The following is a 17,003-nucleotide window of genomic DNA, read 5'->3' on the forward strand; positions in this document are numbered from 1 at the left end:
GCGCGGACCAGTGAAGCATCACCCCTCCGGCTCCGGCAATGGTTTTCGGTGTTTTCGGTATGAGATCACCCGTTGCAGCCTCATCCATACCGAAAAACACCGAAACCCATTGTTGGCCGCACGGCCGTGTGGCAGGGTCGGCCCGTCAGTGCGCCACGACGAAGTGCCACGACAGGAGGACAGGGATGAGACAGGTCCGAGCAGGACGGCCGGCCACGGCCGGCACGCTGGCGGTGGTGCTCGCCACCGGACTGGGTGCGGGGGTCGCCGCACCGGCGGCGCAGGCAGCCGACTCGTACGACTTCACGAGCACGCAGAACCCGATCCTGGCCGACGGGAGCTACTACTCGGCCGACCCCGCCCCGCTGGTGGTCCCCGCGGGGGCACCGGGCAACGACACCGGGGCCGACCAGCTCTACGTCTACACCGGCCACGACGAGGCCGGCGAGACGCGCAACGACTTCATCATGAACGAGTGGGGCGCCTTCGTGACGGCCGACCCCGACGCGGGCGAGTGGACCCACCACCCGTCGCTGATGCGCCCGGAGGACGTGTTCGACTGGGCGACGCCCGGCCGCGCGTACGCAGGCGAGGTGCAGGAGGGCCTCGACGGCCGCTACTACTGGTACGTCCCCGTGCACGAGGCGGCCAGCCCGGCGAGCGACAAGTTCGGCATCGGCGTGGCCGTGTCCGACTCCCCCACCGGGCCCTGGACCGACCACGCGGGCGGGCCGATCGTCTCGCAGCGGCTGCCCGCGCCCAACACGATCCACAACATCGACCCGACCGTGCTGGTGGACGGCACCGGCGACGACGCGCGCGTGTTCATGTACTGGGGCAGCTTCGGCAACCTCCGCCGGGTCGACCTGGCGCAGGACATGCGGACCACCGTGGGCGACGTCCGGACCGTGACGGGCCTGACCGGGTTCTTCGAGGCGCCCTGGCTGTTCGAGCGGAACGGCACCTACTACCTGGCCTACGCCGGCAACAACGCGGGCCCGACCAGCGCCTGCACGCCGGCGAACTACCACGCGTGCATCGCGTACGCGACGGCGCCGTCGGCCGAGGGGCCCTGGACCTACCGGGGCACGGTGCTCCCGCCCGTCTCGTCGACGACGAGCCACCCGGGCATCGTCGAGCTGGACGGCCAGTGGTGGATCGCCTATCACACGGCCGACGCCGAGGGCGGCAACCACTTCCGCCGGTCGGTAGCGCTCGACAAGGTCGAGTGGGACGACACGCAGGACCCGCCCCGGATGCGCCCCGTGACCATCACGCCGGAGCGGCAGCCGGACCGCACGCCGCGCGCGAACATCGCGCAGGAGGCGCGGGTCACGGTCTCCAACGACCCCGTGCCCACGCAGTACTGGGTCAAGGCGCTGAACGACGAGATCGTGCGGCCCAACCCGCTGCCCCCGGACATGTGGGGCACGTGGACGGGCAACAACCCGCCGCAGCAGTGGGTGCAGTACACGTGGGACCAGCCGGTGCGTGTGGCCGGGTCGCAGATCGAGTTCTGGAACGACCAGCCGCGAGGCTCGGGGGTGGGCGTGGCCGCGCCGGACTCCTGGCGTATCCAGTACTGGGACGCCGACGACGGCGCCTGGGCGGACGTGGCGGGCGCCTCCGGGTATCCCACCGGCACCGCGGGCTTCCAGTCGACGTCGTTCGACGCGGTGACCACCACGCAGCTGCGGGCCGTGTTCGACGCGTCCACCAACGGGTCCACGTACTCGGGCGTGGCCGTCGAGGAGTGGAAGGTGCTGGCAGAGCAGGCATCCTCGGTGGAGCCGGGGCGGATGACCGTGGAGGTGGGCGAGACCGACCTGCCGGGGACGGTGCGGGCGACCTACCCGGGCGGGGTGTCCCTGCAGGTGCCGGCGTACTGGGATGCCCTCTCTGCCGACGACGTCGCGTCGCCGGGTTCGCTGGACGTCGAGGGGTCGGTGCTCGGGTACGCGGCAGGGCGCGTGACGGCGACGGTGACCGTCGTCGACCCGTCGGACACGTCGGGTGACTCGACGGCGCCGGAGGTGGTCCTCACCCCGAGCGGCAGCGCCGGCACGGGCGGCTGGTTCCGCTCGGCCGTGCGCGTCCGGGTCGCGGGCACCGACGACGGCGGCGGCCGGGTCACGCTCTCGACGTCCGTCGACGACGCCGCGCCGGTCGTGGCCGAAGCCGTCCGGTACACCGACGTCGAGGTGACGGGCGACGGCGAGCACACCGTCACCGCGACGGCGACGGACCGGGCGGGCAACGTCTCGGCGGAGGCCGCGCTGGGCGTGCGGATCGACGCGACCGCGCCCCGGAGCACGGCGACCGTGGACGAGGAGGCGCGTTCCGTGGCGGTGACCGCCGCCGACGCGACGTCCGGCGTCGCGCGCATCGAGGTGGCGGTGGACGGCGGCGGGTTCGAGCCGTACTCCGGCGCCGTGCCCGCGCCGGACGGCGACCGGCACGACGTGCGGTACCGCGCCGTCGACCGGGCGGGCAACGCCGAGACCGCCCGGACGGTCACGATCCCCGCCGATCTCAGCGGACCGCTGACCGGCAACGTCGCAGGGTTGGCGACACCCACGGCGTCGTACACGGCGGGCTGGAACTCGGTGCTCGCGCTGAACGACGGGCTCGACCCCGCGAGCCCGGCGCAGGCGCAGCTCTGGGGCACGTGGTCGGGCAACCATCCGGCGACGCAGTGGGCGCAGTACACGTGGCCCCGGCCGATCCGGCTGACGGCGGCGGAGATCAAGTTCTGGAACGACCAGCCGCAGGGCACCGGCGCGGGCGTGGCCCGGCCGGACACCTGGGAGCTGTCGTACTGGGACGAGGCCGCCGGGGAGTGGGCCCCGGTGCCCGATCCCTCGCCGGCCGGCACGAGCGCCACGGAGTTCAACCGCATGACGTTCGAGGCGGTCACGACGTCGCGCCTGCGGGCGACGGTGCACGCGAACGGGAACGGCAGCCAGTACGCCGCCGTGGCCGCGAGCGAGTGGCGGGTGATCGCGGACGACCCGGGGACGGGGCCGGTCGGGCCCGCGGTGCGGGTGACGGCTGATCTTCGCTGCGTGGCCGGGAGCGCCGCCCTGGCCGTTCGGGCGGTGAACGAGCACGACGGGCCGGTGGACGTCACGCTCACCACGCCGTACGGGACGCGCTCGTTCAGCGGTGTGGCGGCGGGCGCTGCGGCGTACCAGTCGTTCGCGGTGCGTGCGGCGTCGGCGGAGGCGGGGGCGGTGGTGGTGCGGGCGACTGGGGCCGGTGGTTCCGCTGCTGCTGGTGCCGCGGCGCTGACGAACGAGGTCACGGTGGAGTACGGGGCGGTCAGCTGCCGCCCGTGACCCGCTCCGCGAGGTGCGCTTCTACCCAGTCATTGGGCCCGAAACCGGGGTGATTCCGGGCCCAATGGCTGGGTAGAAGGCCCCGCGCGCCGCGGGGCGAATGTACGTCCGCGGAGTGTGTTGCTCTGCGTCGACAACGTCTACACGGAGCAACACACCCCGCTCGCGAAGGTTCTCCCCGGCTCGCGGGCGGACAACCCGGGAACCGAGCTGAGTGGCGTCATCCGGCGCGCAGCTTGCCCGACGTCGTTCGGACGCGGGAGCAGCCCCACAGAAGTGCGCTTCTACCCAGCCATTAGGCCCGAAACCAGGGTGATTCCGGGCCTAATGGCTGGGTAGAAGCGCACTTTCGCGGGCGCGGGGGGGGTGGGGCGGGGTCGGTCAGGTCGGGGTCAGAGGGTCGGGAGCCAGACGCGCATCGTGGCCGGGCCTCGGTTGGCCCAGTCGTGGTACGCGACCAGCGGCACGTCGTGGAGCTCGGGACGCGGCGCCGGGTCGACGTCGGCGGCCGTCGCGTACGGCCAGCCGACGACGTCGGTGTCACCGCTGTCAGCGGCACCAGCGCCACCAACAGCACCGGCACCGGCGACACCCCGGCGTCCCGCACGGACATACACCACGCCGTCCGCCTCCCAGGGCGGGACCGAGGCGTCGACCACGATGTCGTCCACACCACCGTCAGCACCGCCGCCGTCAGCACCAGCTGCCCCCAGCCCAACCGCCGCCAGGTCCACCGACTCCAGGCACAGCACCTCCGGGCCGCGCTGGACCGCGACGCAGCCGCGGACGGCGTCGATGTGCGGGTCGGGCACCACGAAGCGCGGGGCAACATCGAGGTCGAGCACCACCACACCCCCGGTCCGCGGCCCGGCCACCTCGACCAGCCCCGGCCCCACCTCGCGGACAGCACCGTCGCCCACCCCCACTCGCGCGGAAGAAGACCACGCCGGCACCCGCAGCGTGAGCGTCCAGTCGCCCGCGGGCGCGGCCACGACGCGCACCTCGACGCGACCCTCGCCCGGGTAGTCCGTGACGACATCGAGCCCGACCCGCTCCCCTGACGGCAGCTCGGCCCGGATCTCGGCGGGGGCGTACTGGTGGAGCTGCACACCGGCGTCGTCCACGGTGGCGACGTACGCCGCGAGGCTCGCGAAGGTGCGGGCCACGTTGGGCGGGCAGCAGGAGACCTCGAACCACGGCGCGCGCAGCGACGCCTCGGCGCGCTTGCTCACCACGTCGGTGTCGACGTGCTCGGCGGGGACGCGCTGGTGCAGCGTGTTCGCGTAGAAGAAGGACTGCCCGTCGTGCGCGGGCGAGGTCGCGACCACGTTCGTCAGGGCGCGCTCGATCGCGTCGGCGTGCTCGGCGCCGCCGCGGGCCAGCAGGAGCCGCCACGACACCATGACGGAGCCCACGCTCGCGCACGTCTCGGAGTACGCGCGGTCCGGGGGCAGCACCCAGTCGTCGCCGAACGCCTCGTCCTGGTGGTGGGAGCCCTGACCGCCGGTCACGTACGTGCGCCGGGCCTGGGCGCGCGCCCACTGGCCGGCGACGGCGTCGAGCAGCCCGGCGTCGCCCGTCTCGACCGCGACGTCGACCGCCCCCGCGGCCAGGTAGTTGGCGCGCACGGCGTGCCCGTGGAGCACCTCGGCCTCGCGCACCGGCACGTCGTCCTGGTAGTAGGAGCGGCCGAACTCGATGTCGGCGAGCACGCCGTGCCCGCGCCGCTCGACGAACAGCGCAGCCTGCGCGAGGTAGCGCGGCTCGCCCAGGGCCCGGCCGAGCTCGGCCAGGCCCACCTCGACCTCCGCGTGCCCGCAGATCCCCTGGTTGCCGTCGGCGCCGAAGGTGGCGCACACGTGGTCGGCGCTGCGCCGGGCGACCTGGACCAGGAGGTCGTCGGTGCCGCCCGTCCGGGCCCGCGCCGCGGCCGCCTGGAACAGGTGGCCCTGGCAGTACAGCTCGTGCCCCCACTCCAGGTCGGTGTAGCGCGGCTGCTGACCGGGGCGGCCGAACCGCGTGCCGATGTACCCGTCCGGCTCCTGGGCGGCGGCCACCCGGGCGACGATCGCGTCGAACCGGCCCCGCAGGTCGTCGTCGGGCCGGCGACCGAGCTCCCACGCCATGGCCTCCAGCAGCTTGTACACCTCCGAGTCGCTGAACTCCCGGCCGCGCCGGCCCTCGGCCAGGACCGGGCCGCCCGAGACGGCCAGGTCGAAGTTGCCGAGCCAGCCCTCGCGCTCGAGCCAGTGCTCGATGTGCGCCAGGGTCGCGGTGGCGTTCACCTCCTGGCGGCGGGCCCAGGGGCCGCCGGTGATGCGCACCTGGTCGAGGCCGAGGGGCTGCAGTCGGCCGGTCGACGGCGCGACGGGCGTGGGCGCGGCGGCGCCACGGTGTCCGGTCGGGAAGAGCATGCGGGGACCTCCGGGAAGAGATGGACGGGCTGTTCGGGGCGCGGGGCGGTCAGCCCTTGAGCGCACCGGACATGAACCCGCGGACGTAGTGCCGCTGGAGCAGGAGGAACAGGACGACGCACGGCAGCGCCATGACGACGACGCCGGCCTCGGTGGCGCCGTAGTCGACGATCCCCATGACCTGCGCCCGGAGGTTCGCCACGGCGAGCGGGAGCGGGATCTTGGTGGAGTCGGAGATGAGGATGAGCGGCGCGACGAAGTCGTTCCACGCCGCGAGGAAGGCGAACAGGCCGACCGTGATGATCCCGGGCTTGACCGCCGGGAGCAGCACGGTGCGCAGGGCCCGGAACGAGGAGCAGCCGTCCACGAGGGCCGCCTCGTCCAGCTCGCGCGGGACGGCGTCGAACGAGATGCGCATCATGAACGTCGCGAACGGGAGCTGGAACACCGTCAGCACGAGCGCCAGGCCGACCAGCGTGTTCTGCAGCCCGATCGCGTTGAGCATCACGTACAGCGGGATGAGCAGCGTGGCGTACGGGACCATGAGGATCGCGAGCGTGAGCAGGAACAGCACGTTGCGGCCCGGGAACCTGAAGCGGGAGAACGCGTAGCCGCCCAGCACCGAGGCCACCAGCGTGAACAGCACCGTCATGGTGGAGACCAGCGTGGAGTTGAGCAGGTACTGGGGCAGCCCGGCCTGGTACTCCATGAGGGTGGCGTAGTTGCCCAGCCCCCAGCCGTCGACCTGGCTGCTGCCGGGCTGGGGCGCCACGGAGGCGACGCCGGCCCAGATCAGCGGGAAGACGAAGACGAGGGCGAGCCCGCCGGTCAGCACCCAGTACGGCGTGCGCAGGGCGATCCCGGCGAGGCGGGCCCGGGTTGCGCGCGGACGGCGCCGCGCCTGCGGACGGGTGGGGCCGGGCGGGCTGGCCGCGCCGGCGGGGAGTGCGGTCGTGGTCATGTCAGTCCTCCTGGCCTGCGCGCATGGCACGCATCTGGGCCACGTTCACGACGACGAGCACGACCAGGACGACGATCGACAGCGCGGCCGCGATGCCGAGGTCGTTCTGCCCCTGGAAGGCCACGTTGTAGATGAGCTGGACGACCGTGAGCGTGCTGTTGTCCGGCCCGCCCTTGGTCAGGATGTAGAACTGGTCGAACGCGAGCAGCGAGCCGGTCACGCACAGCACCGTGCACAGCGCCAGCGACGGGCGCAGCAGCGGCAGCGTCACGTGGAGAAAGCTCTGCCACCGGTTGGCGCCGTCCATCCGGGCGGCCTCGATCACCTCGTGCGGGATGCCCTGCAGCCCCACCATGAGCAGCAGCATGTAGAACCCGGCGAACCGCCAGACGACGAGGAACACTGTGGACCACAGCGCGCTGTCGGGGGTGCCGAGGAACGACACCGGGCCGTCGGCCAGCCCGAGGCGCTGCAGCAGCGGCGACAGCGGGCCGACCTGCGGCGAGTACAGCGCGTAGAACAGGAGCGACGCCGACGCCAGGCCGAGCGCGCTGGGCACCAGGATCGAGGTGCGCAGCACCGCGGACCAGCGGCTCGACTCCTGCACCAGCAGCGCGAGGCCCAGGCCGAGGCCGATGAGCAGCACCGTGGCGATCAGCGTGTACTTCAGCGTGAAGACGACCGAGTCCCAGAAGAACCGGTGCGTGACGGCGTCGACGTAGTTCTCGGGCGCGTTGAGCCCCTGGTTGCCGGCCAAGAGCGGCCAGTCGGAGAGCGACATCTGCCCCACCAGCAGCACGGGCAGGACGAACAGGCCCACCACGAGCAGGGCGGTCGGCGCGGCGTAGGCCCAGCCGTGCAGCGCACGACGGCGCGCGACGGCGACGACGGCGGGCCGGGTGGGCGGGGAGGCGGAAGGGGTGACGGGCACGGGGATGCTCCTCGTCGGCAGGGCGAGTAGACGGGGCGCGTGGTCCCGCCGCGCCGGGGCGACGGCGGGACCACGCAGGAGGGACTGCGGCGGGGCTACTGCCCCAGCACGGCGGTGATCTCCTCGTTGTCGGGCTCGACGGTGCCGCCCTCGCCGAACACCTCGTTGCGGATCATGGTCATCCACGGGCTGCCGGGGGCGTTGAACGCCTGCTGGAAGTTGATCGCGAGCGGGGTGCGGCCCTGGGCCGCGACCTCGTTGACGGCCAGCACGCGCGGGTCCTTCGACGAGTACTCGTTCTCCGCCAGGTCGCCGCGCGAGACCACGTCGCCGTTCTTGGCCAGCACCTCGACCTGGGCCTCCTCCGACATCAGCCAGGACATGAAGTTCCAGGCCTGGTCGGCGTTCTCGGAGTCCTTGGAGATGCCGATGCCGTCGCCGCCCACGAAGGTGGACGCGCCGCCGTCGGGCCCCGGGATGGGCGCGACGCCCACCTCGCCGAGCGCCTCGTCCGCCGTGGCGAGCATGGTGGCCGGGAACGGCATGACGCCGACCTCGCCCTCCAGGAACGGGCCGGTCCAGGTGGCGCCGGTCTCCTCCTTGGAGCCCTCGCCCACGGCGTCGGAGTCCACGAGGTCCTTCCAGACGCCGTACACCTCCTGCGCGGTGTCGCCCGCCAGGAGCGACTCGGTGCCGTCCTCGTTCATGACGTCCTCGCCGGCGGCCCAGATCTGGGGGAACCAGGTGAAGACGAGGCAGCCGCCGCAGTTTCCGCCGAAGTAGGTGCCGTTCACGTCGCCGCCGAGCTCGTCGACGGCCTTGGCCTGCTCGGAGAACTCGGCCAGGGTTGTCGGCCCCTGCTCGGGGTCCAGGCCGGCCTGCTCGTAGAGGTCCTTGTTGTAGAACATGACCGACACGTCGAGCACGAACGGCAGCACGTGCTGCCGCCCGTCCAGCGTGCCACCGGCCAGGTGGCCCTGGTTGATCTGGTCGGCGTGGTCGAGCTCCGCGATCGCGTCGGTCACGTCGGCGAACAGGCCCTGCTGCACCCAGTTCGGCACGTAGACGATGTCGGCCGCGAACAGGTCGGGCAGGCCGCCGCTGCCCGCGGCGGCGCCGACCTTCGCGACGTAGTCGTCGTTGGGCACGACGGTGAGCTCGACCTGGTTCTCGTGCGACGCGTTGTACGCCTCGACCAGCAGGTTCGCCTGCTGCTCCAGCGGGGCGCGGGTCCAGAGCGTGAGCTCGGCGCCGTCGTCGACGCCCTCGGCCGAGACCTGCGCCTCCTGCGTGCCGCCGTCCGCGCTCGACGTGCCGCACGCGGCGAGCACCGAGCCCGCCAGACCGGCCGCGAGGAAGGAGGCCACGAGCCTCGCGCTCGCCCTGCGGTGGGTAGCCATCATCAGTCTCCTTGACTTCGTCGTCACTCGGCCGGTGGATGAGCATGTGGGAGACCCGATGCCGAAACCGTCCGAAAAGGCTTTCTGTGACTGTAGGGTGGGCGTGCCACCACGTCAAGGACGAACCTTCGTCACGTTTGTGTTACACCTTTTCGGTACTGTTCGACCTCGAACTCCCAGGAGGAAGCCATGGCCTCGGGCGAAACGCCGCGCAACGCCACCCTGACCGACGTCGCCCGCCTCGCGGGGGTCTCGATCGCCACCGCCTCGAAGGCCATCAACGGCCGCGCCCAGGTGCGCGCCGAGACCCGCACCCGGGTGCTCGAGGCCGCCGAGCAGCTCTCGTTCGCGCCGAACGCGCTGGCACGCGGGCTGCTCCAGGGCCGCACCGGGACGGTCGGCCTGCTCACCTCCGACCTGGAGGGCCGCTTCTCGATCCCGGTGCTGATGGGCGCCGAGGACGCGTTCGGCGCCGGCCAGGTCTCCGTCTTCCTGTGCGACGCCCGCGGCGACGCGATCCGCGAGCAGCACCACATCCGGGCGCTGCTGTCGCGCCGCGTCGAGGGGCTGATCGTCGTCGGCTCGCGCACGGACCCGCGGCCGCCGCTGACCGGCGACCTCCCGGTGCCCGTGGTCTACGCGTACGCGCCGTCGGAGAACCCGGAGGACATCTCGATCACGGCCAACAACGTCGAGGCGGGCGGGCTCGCGATCGACCACCTGCTGGCCTGCGGACGACGCCGGATCGCGCACGTCACGGGCGACGCCTCCTACGCCGCCGCGCAGGACCGCAGCCGCGGCGCGGAGCGCGCCATGGCCGAGGCCGGGCTGGAGCTCGTGGGCGGCCGCACGTTCTTCGGGTCCTGGAGCGAGGGCTGGGGCCGCGGGGTGGCGAGCATGATCCTGGACCAGTACCCGGACGTCGACGGGTTCTTCTGCGGCAGTGACCAGATCGCCCGCGGCGTGCTGGACACGCTGCGCGAGAAGGGCCGCGACGTGCCGCGCGACATCTCCGTGATCGGGTTCGACAACTGGGCGGTGCTGACCACGAACACCCGGCCGCAGCTCACGAGCGTCGACATGAACCTGGAGCAGGTGGGCCGCGTCGCCGCGCGCCGGCTGTTCGAGGCGATCGAAGGACAGGCGGCCTCGGGCATCGAGGAGCTACCGTGCCGCATAGTCACCCGGGAGTCGTCGGTCCCGGTCCCGTGACGGAGAGCTGACCGGAAGGAGCCTGACGTGGCGTGGGCGGAGCTCGTCTTCGACCTCCTGGGGGTCTTCTTCTTCGCCGTGTCGGGCTCGCTGCTGGCCGCCCAGCGGCAGTTCGACGTCGTGGGCTCGCTGCTGCTCGGCACCCTCGTGGGCCTGGGCGGCGGCATCCTGCGCGACGTGATCCTCGACGCCGGCGTGCCGCGCGCCTTCGACTCGCCGATCTACCTGGTCCCGCCCGTCGTCGCCGCGGTCGTCGTGTACTTCTTCGCGCACGTCGTCCACCGCTTCCACGACGTGCTGATCACGTTCGACGCCGCCGGCATGGCGCTGTTCTGCATCACCGGCACCCTGGTCTCGCTGGCCGCGGGCATGAACCCCGTGGCGTCCGCGATCCTCGGCCTGATGACGGCCGTGGGCGGCGGCGTCATCCGCGACGTCGTGGCCAACGACGTGCCGCAGATCTTCCGGGCCCGCGGCCTGTACGCGATCCCGGCGCTGCTCGGCGCCGCGCTCACCAGCCTGCTGGCCTCGGTGGGCTGGCTCAACCTCGGCACCGGCGCGGCGATCGCCGCCCTGGTGTTCGCGCTCCGGATGGTCTCGCTGCGGTACGGCTGGGAGGCGCCGCCCGCGGGCGAGCAGACCCACGAGCAGACCAGCGACACCTGACCCTCGTGCGGGAGGATGCACCTGGAGGCGGCGGGGGCCGTCCCCGGTCGAGGGGAGACGCTGTGACGGAGACGCGCAAGACCGGATCGGGCCGCCTGGCCCGCCGCGGGCACCTGCTGCGGCTCGGCGCGCCGCGCGACACCGCGGCGGTGCGGCACCTGGTGACGTTCCTGGTGGCGAGCGTCGTGACCGTGCTCGCCACGCGGGCCTACCTCGCCGCGACGGGCTACCCGCAGATCGGCGGGGGCGGGCTGCACCTGGCCCACGTGCTGTGGGGCGGCCTGCTCATGGCCCTGGCGATGATGCTCCTGCTGTCGTACGTCGGGCCGGTGCCGCGCTCGCTCGGCGCCCTGCTCGGCGGCGTCGGCTTCGGGCTGTTCATCGACGAGGTCGGCAAGTTCGTCACGTCCGACAACGACTACTTCTACGCCCCCACGGCCGCGATCATCTACTTCGTCACGGTGGTGCTGGTGCTCGTGGTCGAGGGGCTGCACGGCCGCCGCCCGCACCACCCGGCCGAGTACCTCGCCGTGGCGGCCGACCGGCTCGCCGCCGGCCTGGCCGGCGGGTTCACGCCGACCGCACGCCAGGAGGCGCGCGAGCTCGCCGCCAGGGGCGCGGGCGAGCCCGGCGCTCCCCTGGTCGCCGAGCTCGTGGACGCCGTGCCCGACGACGACGCCGACGTCCCCGACCCGGTGCGCACCGGGGTGCGGGGCGTGGTGCGGTGGCTCGACGGGCTCGTCGACCGGGCGTGGGCCGCGTGGCTGGTCATCACGCTCCTGCTGGTCGTGGCCGGGGCCGAGGCGACCGTCGGCCTCCGCGTGCTGGCCGGGGACGTGACCGGCGTGCCGGCCTGGACGGGCGCCGCGATCCTCGTGGCGGTCGGCGTGTCCGTGGTGCTACTGGTGGTCGGCGTCGTCGTGGGGCGGCGCAACCACCTCCAGGGCGCCGTCTGGGTGCGCCGCGCGGTGCTCGTGAGCCTGCTGTTCACCCAGCTCCTGGTGTTCCGGGCCGTGCGATGGACGGCGGCGTTCGGCCTGGTCCTGGACGTGCTGGCGTTCGTGGCGCTGGAGGTCCTGCTGCGCGAGGAGCGCGGGGTGCGGGCCCGCACGGCGTGACCGCACCCCGCGCTCACGTCACTGGCCGACCGGCCGCACCACGCGGGCCGAGCCGCCGCCGAGCCGCACCGGCTCCGCCACGGCGGTGAGCAGCCCGTCCGGGCCGATCTCGATGGCGGTCGCCGCCCCGATCGCGTTGGCGGTGGGCACGAGCGTGTGCCCGTACGCGGCCAGCGCGGTGCCGTAGGCGTCGACGTACGCCTGCTCGGCCGTCGTCCGCGTGCCGTTCTGCGGCGCCGCCCGCGGCGCGGCGATCGCCTCCTGGATCGTCATGCCGAGGTCGATCCGGTTGACCAGCATCTGGGAGACCGTCGAGATGATGTTCGACCCGCCGGGCGACCCCAGCGCGAGCACCGGGCTCCCGTCCTGCAGGACGATCGTCGGCGCCATCGACGAGCGCGGGCGCTTGCCCGCCTCGATCCGGTTCGGGTCGTCGGCGTCGTACGCGATGCTGAAGTCGGTGAGCTCGTTGTTGAGCAGGAACCCCCGACCGGGGACCACGATGCCCGACCCGCCGATCTGCTCGATCGTGAGGGTGTACTCGACCACGTCGCCCCACTTGTCGACCGCCGTCAGGTTCGTGGTGGACGTGCTCTCCGTGTCCTCGGGCACCGTGCCGGGCGCGGGGGCGGCATCGCACACGCCGTCGTACGAGCGGGCGTCACCCGGCGCGACCGGCTTGGGCGCCGCGGCCCGCGGGTCGAGCAGGCAGGCGCGCTCCCGCGCGAAGGTGTCGTCCAGCAGGCCGTCGACCGGCACGTCCACGAAGTCGCCGTCTCCCAGGTAGGCGGCCCGGTCCGCGAACGCCAGCGCGCTCGCCTCGAAGAAGTGGTGCCGCGCGGCGGCGTCGTCCAGGGACGCCAGGTCGAACTGCTCCAGGATGTTCAGCGCCTCGCCCACGGTGGTCCCGCCCGACGCCGGCGGCGCCATGCCGTAGACGTCGTACCCGCGGTAGGAGAAGACGGTCGGGTCACGGTCCACGACCTCGTACGCCGCGAGGTCCGCGGGCGTCATCGAGCCCGCGGGCACCGGCAGCGCGGTACCGGCCGCGACCGGCGGCGCCTGCACGGCGTCGGCGATCTCGTGCGCCAGCGGTCCCTCGTAGAACGCCTCGACGCCCCCGGCCGCGAGCTCGCGGTACGTCGCGGCGAGGTCCGGGTTGCGGAACACCGAGCCCACCGCGGGCGCCGCGCCGTCCGGCAGGAACAGGTCGGTCGTGGAGGTGATCGCCTCGAAGCGTTCCTGGTTGGCCAGGGTCTGGTCGTGGAAGAGCTGGTCGACGACGAACCCGTTCTCCGCGACCGCCGTCGCCGGGCGCAGCGCCTGGCGCAGCGTCGTCGTGCCCCAGCGCTCCAGGGCGCGGTCCCAGGTGGCGGGCGTGCCGGGGACGCCGACGCTGACGCCGCCGGTGACCAGGTCCGGGTAGAACGGGTACGGCTTCCCCGTCGCCGGGTCCACGAACGTGTCGGGCCCGGCGCCGGCCGGCGCCGTCTCGCGCCCGTCGATCGTCTCGACCTCGCCGGTGGCGGCGTCGTAGTGCACGAAGAACCCGCCGCCGCCGATGCCCGCGCTGTACGGGTCGGTCACGCCGATCGCGGCGGCCATCGCGACGGCGGCGTCGGTGGCGTTGCCACCCTGGCGCAGCACCTTCAGGCCCACCTCTGAGACGACGGGGTCGAGGGAGCTGACCGCGCCGCCGTAGCCGACCGACGTCGGCACCCGCGGTGGCTGGTGCGTGCCGGACACCGGGTCGGCCGGGCTCGCGCCGGCCGGGCTCGCGGCGAGCGAGCCGGCCAGCACGAGCGCCAGCGCGCCCGTGACCGCCGAGGAACGGACGACGAATCTCCTGCTCATAGGGCAAGTCCTCCTGGGTGTGTGCACCTGCGCCCCGGTCGGGACGCCACGACTATGACGTGCAATTCACCCGAAAGGTTGTCTCCGTCCCCCGGCGAGTCGGACGAGTTCAGCGCAACGTGCTCAGGACCGCCACGACGCCGTTCTCCTCGATGGGCCCGGTCACCTCGTCCGCCGCGTCGAGGACGGCGGCCGGCGCGTGCCCCATCGCGACGCCGCGCGCGGCCCAGGTGATCATCTCCAGGTCGTTGACCCCGTCGCCGACGGCGAGGGTCGCTCCCGGGTCCACGCCGACCCGCTCGCGGATCCGTTCGAGCGCCGTCGCCTTGCTCAGGGACAGCGGCGTGACGTCCACCCAGTCGGGCCCGGCCGGGGTGGCCGTGACACCCAGCTCGCGCAGGGGCTCCAGCAGCGACAACGCGCCGCCGCCGCGCAGGATGACGCGCGCGGCGGGGGCCTTCCACAGCTCGGCGTCGGCCACCCGGCGCTGCTCCCCGTTGACCAGGCCCGGCTCGAAGGCACGGTTGACCCGGTACCCCCAGCCCACCTCCTCGACCCCGACCTGCACCGTGGGGAGCGCCGCGCGCGCGAGCCGGACCACGGGCTCGACGTCGAACGAGTGCATCTTCTCGATCCGGTAGCCGCTCGGCAGGTCGGCGTCGACCCGGGCCACGACCGCACCGTTGGACGCGACCGCCCAGCCCTGCTCGATGCCGAGCTGGCCGGCCACGGGGAGGATCCCCACGAGCGACCGGCCCGAGGCGAGCACCACGTGGTGCCCCGACCTGCGCACCTCCCGGACGGCTCCGACCGTCACGGCCGGGACGATCCCGTCGGCGCCCAGCAGTGTTCCGTCGATGTCGAGGGCGACCAGGGTGCGGGTCCCGGTGCTTGCTCGGAGGGCGGCCGGAGGGGCCGTCCGCAGCTCGGTGGCGGTGGTGGTAGAGGGCGACGTCACGCTGCCGGTCGTGTGTGTCATGCCTCTCAGACGCGCACCCCGCCGGGATGTCACAGCACTTTTCGGACGGATCAAGGGCAGGGTGGGGGAATGACGACGCGGAAGAAGCCCTCCCCCACCCTGACGACGCTCACCGTGGTCGTGCTGACCGTCGTGGCCTGGTGGATCTTCCTGGGCCGGGACGTCGTCCGGGAGGTCGACCCCGCGACCGGGGACGTCACCGGCCCGTACGGGGCACCCCAGGTGATCGCGTGCGTGCTCGTGCTCGCCGCCCTGGTGGTGGTCGGCACCCTGTCCGCCCCGGCGTGGGCCGCGGTGCTCGCGGTGGCCGTGCCGTTCACCGCGGCGTGGACCATCCAGGCGCAGGCGACCGACGACTCCGGGCTCTGGGCCGTCGGCGCCCTGCTCGTGCTGCTGGGCACCCTCGCCGGGGGCGCGGTCGTCGCCCTGGTCACCCGGGTGGTGGAGCGCCGCCGGGCGGCCCGGAGCACGACCGCGTCGTAGCCCGTGTCTGACGCCCCCGTCCAGCGTCGGCGGGCCACCGGGCGAACGCGTGTCGCATGACATGCGGGCGCCGGACATCAGTCGGCCGGTGATGCGCTGTGTGCCGGGCAGGCCGTGCCTCTTCCATCCGATGTGTCAGTAACGGTGCATTCAGGCTAGGGTATTCGCGGGTCAGGACGCGGCTCGTCGGCGCATAGCGCACGAGGAGGCTTGCCGTTGACCGCAGAACCCATGGAAGTGGAGCGCGCCCTGACGCTGGGTGTGAACCACACAGTAGGTCGATACCGCTACGACTTGGCTACCGAAGAGTGGTGGTGGTCGGACGAGACCTACCGGATCCACGGTTTCGAGCCTGGCGACGTGGTGCCCACGACAGCCCTGATGCTCGCGCACAAGCATCCCGAGGACCTGCCGTCCACGCCCCAGGTCGCGGCCTACGTCGCCGCGACGGGCAAACCGTTCAGCAGCGTGCACCGCATCATGGACGCGCGCGGGCAGGAGCGGACGCTCGCGGTGGTCGGTCAGGGCCGCCGCGACCCGGGCACCCGGCAGGTCGTCGAGCTCGTGGGCTACTTCATCGACGTGACCGCCGGGATCAAGGACCAGGCGAACCGCGCGGCGGACACGTCCATCCGGGCTGCGGCCGCCACCCGCGCCCCGATCGAGCAGGCCAAGGGCATCATCGCGTTCGCGCTGGGCATCGACTCGGCGGAGGCCTTCGAGCGCCTGCGCAGCGCCTCCAACGACACCAACGTCGCGGTTCGCGACGTCGCCCGCCTGATCGTGGAGCTCACCAGCACCCGGAGCACGGCGGCCGACGTCATCGCCGTGCTCACCGCGCCCCGGCCGCCCGAGCCGCCCGCCTGACCTCAGTCCCGGCCGGCCGGGCTCAGTGACCGCAGGAACTCGTCGACCACGGACCGTTCCACCGCGGCGACCAGCGCGGACGACGACGCGAGGTCCACCAGCGACCGGGCGATGTCACGCACCGGGACGTTGGTCTCGTTGGACACCCGGCGCAGCAGCTCGAACGCCATCGTGTCCTCCAGGGAGTAGGTCATCATCAGGATCCCCTTGGCCTGGTCGATCACCGCCCGGCGCTCCGAGGACGCCTGGATGGAGAGCGTGGCGTCGCGTGCCGCGGCCGCCCGGTGCGAGCCCGTCACGTCGATGAAGTAGCCGGCCAGCTCCGCCACCCGGCCGGTGCCGGGGTCGCGCCGGGCCTCGCCCGTGATCACGAGCGTGCGTGTGCCGCCCTGGGCGTCGAGGATGCGGTGCACCGAGCTGAACGTCCTGCCGGTCTCCGCCGCCTCCTTCAGCATCCCGTCGGTCCGGCCCAGGTCCTCCGGGTGCTTGTGCGCGAGCATGAGCGCCGTGGTCGGCACCACCTGACCGGGCTCGAAGCCGTGCATGCGGTAGACCTCGCTGGACCACGACCACGTCTCGGTCGCCAGATCGAACAGGTAACGCCCGACGGGTGGCATGTCACCGCCGTCGAGCACTTCCTCGATCTTGTCCTCCATCAGGAACCCCTCCGGTCGCGGGCGGTGCTGCGGCGAATTCCACCCTCATCACGGCCCGTCGCCACTCGCACGTCGGGCGATGCGCGGCCCGGCGATGAGTTCACCCGCCCCGCCACGTCAGTCA

At 73.0% G+C, this 17,003-nt stretch carries 13 protein-coding genes; 6 read left to right on the forward strand and 7 right to left on the reverse strand.

Annotation, left to right across the window (positions count from 1 at the left end; translation table 11 throughout):
• Window positions 1-185: 185 nt before the first annotated feature.
• Window positions 186-3,338, forward strand: coding sequence for a family 43 glycosylhydrolase (locus H291_RS30860; RefSeq protein WP_157237198.1), 3,153 nt, complete (start codon window positions 186-188; stop codon window positions 3,336-3,338).
• A 392-nt stretch (window positions 3,339-3,730) separates the two neighbouring features.
• Here H291_RS30860 and H291_RS0119670 read toward each other — a convergent pair whose 3' ends face one another.
• From H291_RS0119670 to H291_RS0119685, 4 genes are all read right to left on the reverse strand, one after another.
• A complete protein-coding gene (locus tag H291_RS0119670; RefSeq protein WP_020016732.1) occupies window positions 3,731-5,752 on the reverse strand; it encodes a glycoside hydrolase family 127 protein in 2,022 nt (673 codons plus the stop codon).
• 49 nt (window positions 5,753-5,801) lie between these two features.
• Window positions 5,802-6,713, reverse strand: coding sequence for a carbohydrate ABC transporter permease (locus H291_RS0119675; protein WP_020016733.1), 912 nt, complete (start codon window positions 6,711-6,713; stop codon window positions 5,802-5,804).
• Window position 6,714: 1 nt separating this feature from the next.
• Window positions 6,715-7,644, reverse strand: coding sequence for a carbohydrate ABC transporter permease (locus tag H291_RS0119680; protein ID WP_020016734.1), 930 nt, complete (start codon window positions 7,642-7,644; stop codon window positions 6,715-6,717).
• A 95-nt stretch (window positions 7,645-7,739) separates the two neighbouring features.
• Window positions 7,740-9,044 carry an ABC transporter substrate-binding protein gene (locus H291_RS0119685; RefSeq protein WP_157237199.1) on the reverse strand — a complete coding sequence of 435 codons (1,305 nt, stop codon included), beginning with the start codon at window positions 9,042-9,044 and terminating at the stop codon, window positions 7,740-7,742.
• A 189-nt stretch (window positions 9,045-9,233) separates the two neighbouring features.
• Here H291_RS0119685 and H291_RS0119690 point away from each other — a divergent pair, with 189 nt between their 5' ends.
• The 3 genes from H291_RS0119690 to H291_RS0119700 all read left to right on the forward strand — a co-directional run bounded on the left by H291_RS0119690 (window position 9,234) and on the right by H291_RS0119700 (window position 12,040).
• Complete coding sequence (locus H291_RS0119690; RefSeq protein WP_020016736.1) at window positions 9,234-10,256, forward strand: LacI family DNA-binding transcriptional regulator; 1,023 nt, start codon at window positions 9,234-9,236, stop codon at window positions 10,254-10,256.
• 27 nt (window positions 10,257-10,283) lie between these two features.
• A complete protein-coding gene (locus H291_RS30865; RefSeq protein WP_020016737.1) occupies window positions 10,284-10,922 on the forward strand; it encodes a trimeric intracellular cation channel family protein in 639 nt (212 codons plus the stop codon).
• A 62-nt stretch (window positions 10,923-10,984) separates the two neighbouring features.
• Window positions 10,985-12,040, forward strand: a complete 1,056-nt coding sequence (locus H291_RS0119700; protein WP_020016738.1) for a hypothetical protein — start codon at window positions 10,985-10,987, stop codon at window positions 12,038-12,040.
• 18 nt (window positions 12,041-12,058) lie between these two features.
• Here H291_RS0119700 and ggt read toward each other — a convergent pair whose 3' ends face one another.
• Window positions 12,059-13,894 (reverse strand): gamma-glutamyltransferase, encoded by a 1,836-nt coding sequence (gene ggt, locus H291_RS0119705; protein ID WP_020016739.1) that lies wholly within the window; start codon window positions 13,892-13,894, stop codon window positions 12,059-12,061.
• A gap of 109 nt (window positions 13,895-14,003) precedes the next feature.
• Complete coding sequence (locus tag H291_RS0119710; protein ID WP_020016740.1) at window positions 14,004-14,852, reverse strand: HAD family hydrolase; 849 nt, start codon at window positions 14,850-14,852, stop codon at window positions 14,004-14,006.
• 90 nt (window positions 14,853-14,942) lie between these two features.
• On the opposite strand from H291_RS0119710, the gene H291_RS30870 reads away from it, so the two are divergent.
• Both H291_RS30870 and H291_RS0119720 read left to right on the forward strand, forming a co-directional pair.
• Entirely contained in the window at window positions 14,943-15,356 is a 414-nt protein-coding gene (locus H291_RS30870; protein ID WP_020016741.1) for a hypothetical protein, read from the forward strand.
• A gap of 294 nt (window positions 15,357-15,650) precedes the next feature.
• Window positions 15,651-16,223, forward strand: coding sequence for a PAS and ANTAR domain-containing protein (locus H291_RS0119720; RefSeq protein ID WP_020016742.1), 573 nt, complete (start codon window positions 15,651-15,653; stop codon window positions 16,221-16,223).
• Between the two features lie 2 nt (window positions 16,224-16,225).
• Here the strand turns inward: H291_RS0119720 and H291_RS0119725 are convergent, their stop codons facing one another.
• Window positions 16,226-16,879: a PAS and ANTAR domain-containing protein gene (locus H291_RS0119725; RefSeq protein WP_020016743.1), complete on the reverse strand. Its 654-nt coding sequence runs from the start codon at window positions 16,877-16,879 to the stop codon at window positions 16,226-16,228.
• Window positions 16,880-17,003: the final 124 nt, after the last annotated feature.

This window comes from Promicromonospora sukumoe 327MFSha3.1, from assembly GCF_000385135.1.
Taxonomy (GTDB): Bacteria; Actinomycetota; Actinomycetes; order Actinomycetales; family Cellulomonadaceae; genus Promicromonospora; species Promicromonospora sukumoe_B.

Excerpts from the sequence above, each read along its gene's own strand:
- H291_RS30860 (WP_157237198.1), top strand. The coding sequence starts at position 186 with ATGAGACAGGTCCGAGCAGGACGGCCGGCCACGGCCGGCACGCTGGCG.
- H291_RS0119670 (WP_020016732.1), bottom strand. The coding sequence starts at position 5,752 with ATGCTCTTCCCGACCGGACACCGTGGCGCCGCCGCGCCCACGCCCGTC.
- H291_RS0119675 (WP_020016733.1), bottom strand. The coding sequence starts at position 6,713 with ATGACCACGACCGCACTCCCCGCCGGCGCGGCCAGCCCGCCCGGCCCC.
- H291_RS0119685 (WP_157237199.1), bottom strand. The coding sequence starts at position 9,044 with ATGGCTACCCACCGCAGGGCGAGCGCGAGGCTCGTGGCCTCCTTCCTC.
- H291_RS0119690 (WP_020016736.1), top strand. The coding sequence starts at position 9,234 with ATGGCCTCGGGCGAAACGCCGCGCAACGCCACCCTGACCGACGTCGCC.
- ggt (WP_020016739.1), bottom strand. The coding sequence starts at position 13,894 with ATGAGCAGGAGATTCGTCGTCCGTTCCTCGGCGGTCACGGGCGCGCTG.
- H291_RS30870 (WP_020016741.1), top strand. The coding sequence starts at position 14,943 with ATGACGACGCGGAAGAAGCCCTCCCCCACCCTGACGACGCTCACCGTG.
- H291_RS0119725 (WP_020016743.1), bottom strand. The coding sequence starts at position 16,879 with ATGGAGGACAAGATCGAGGAAGTGCTCGACGGCGGTGACATGCCACCC.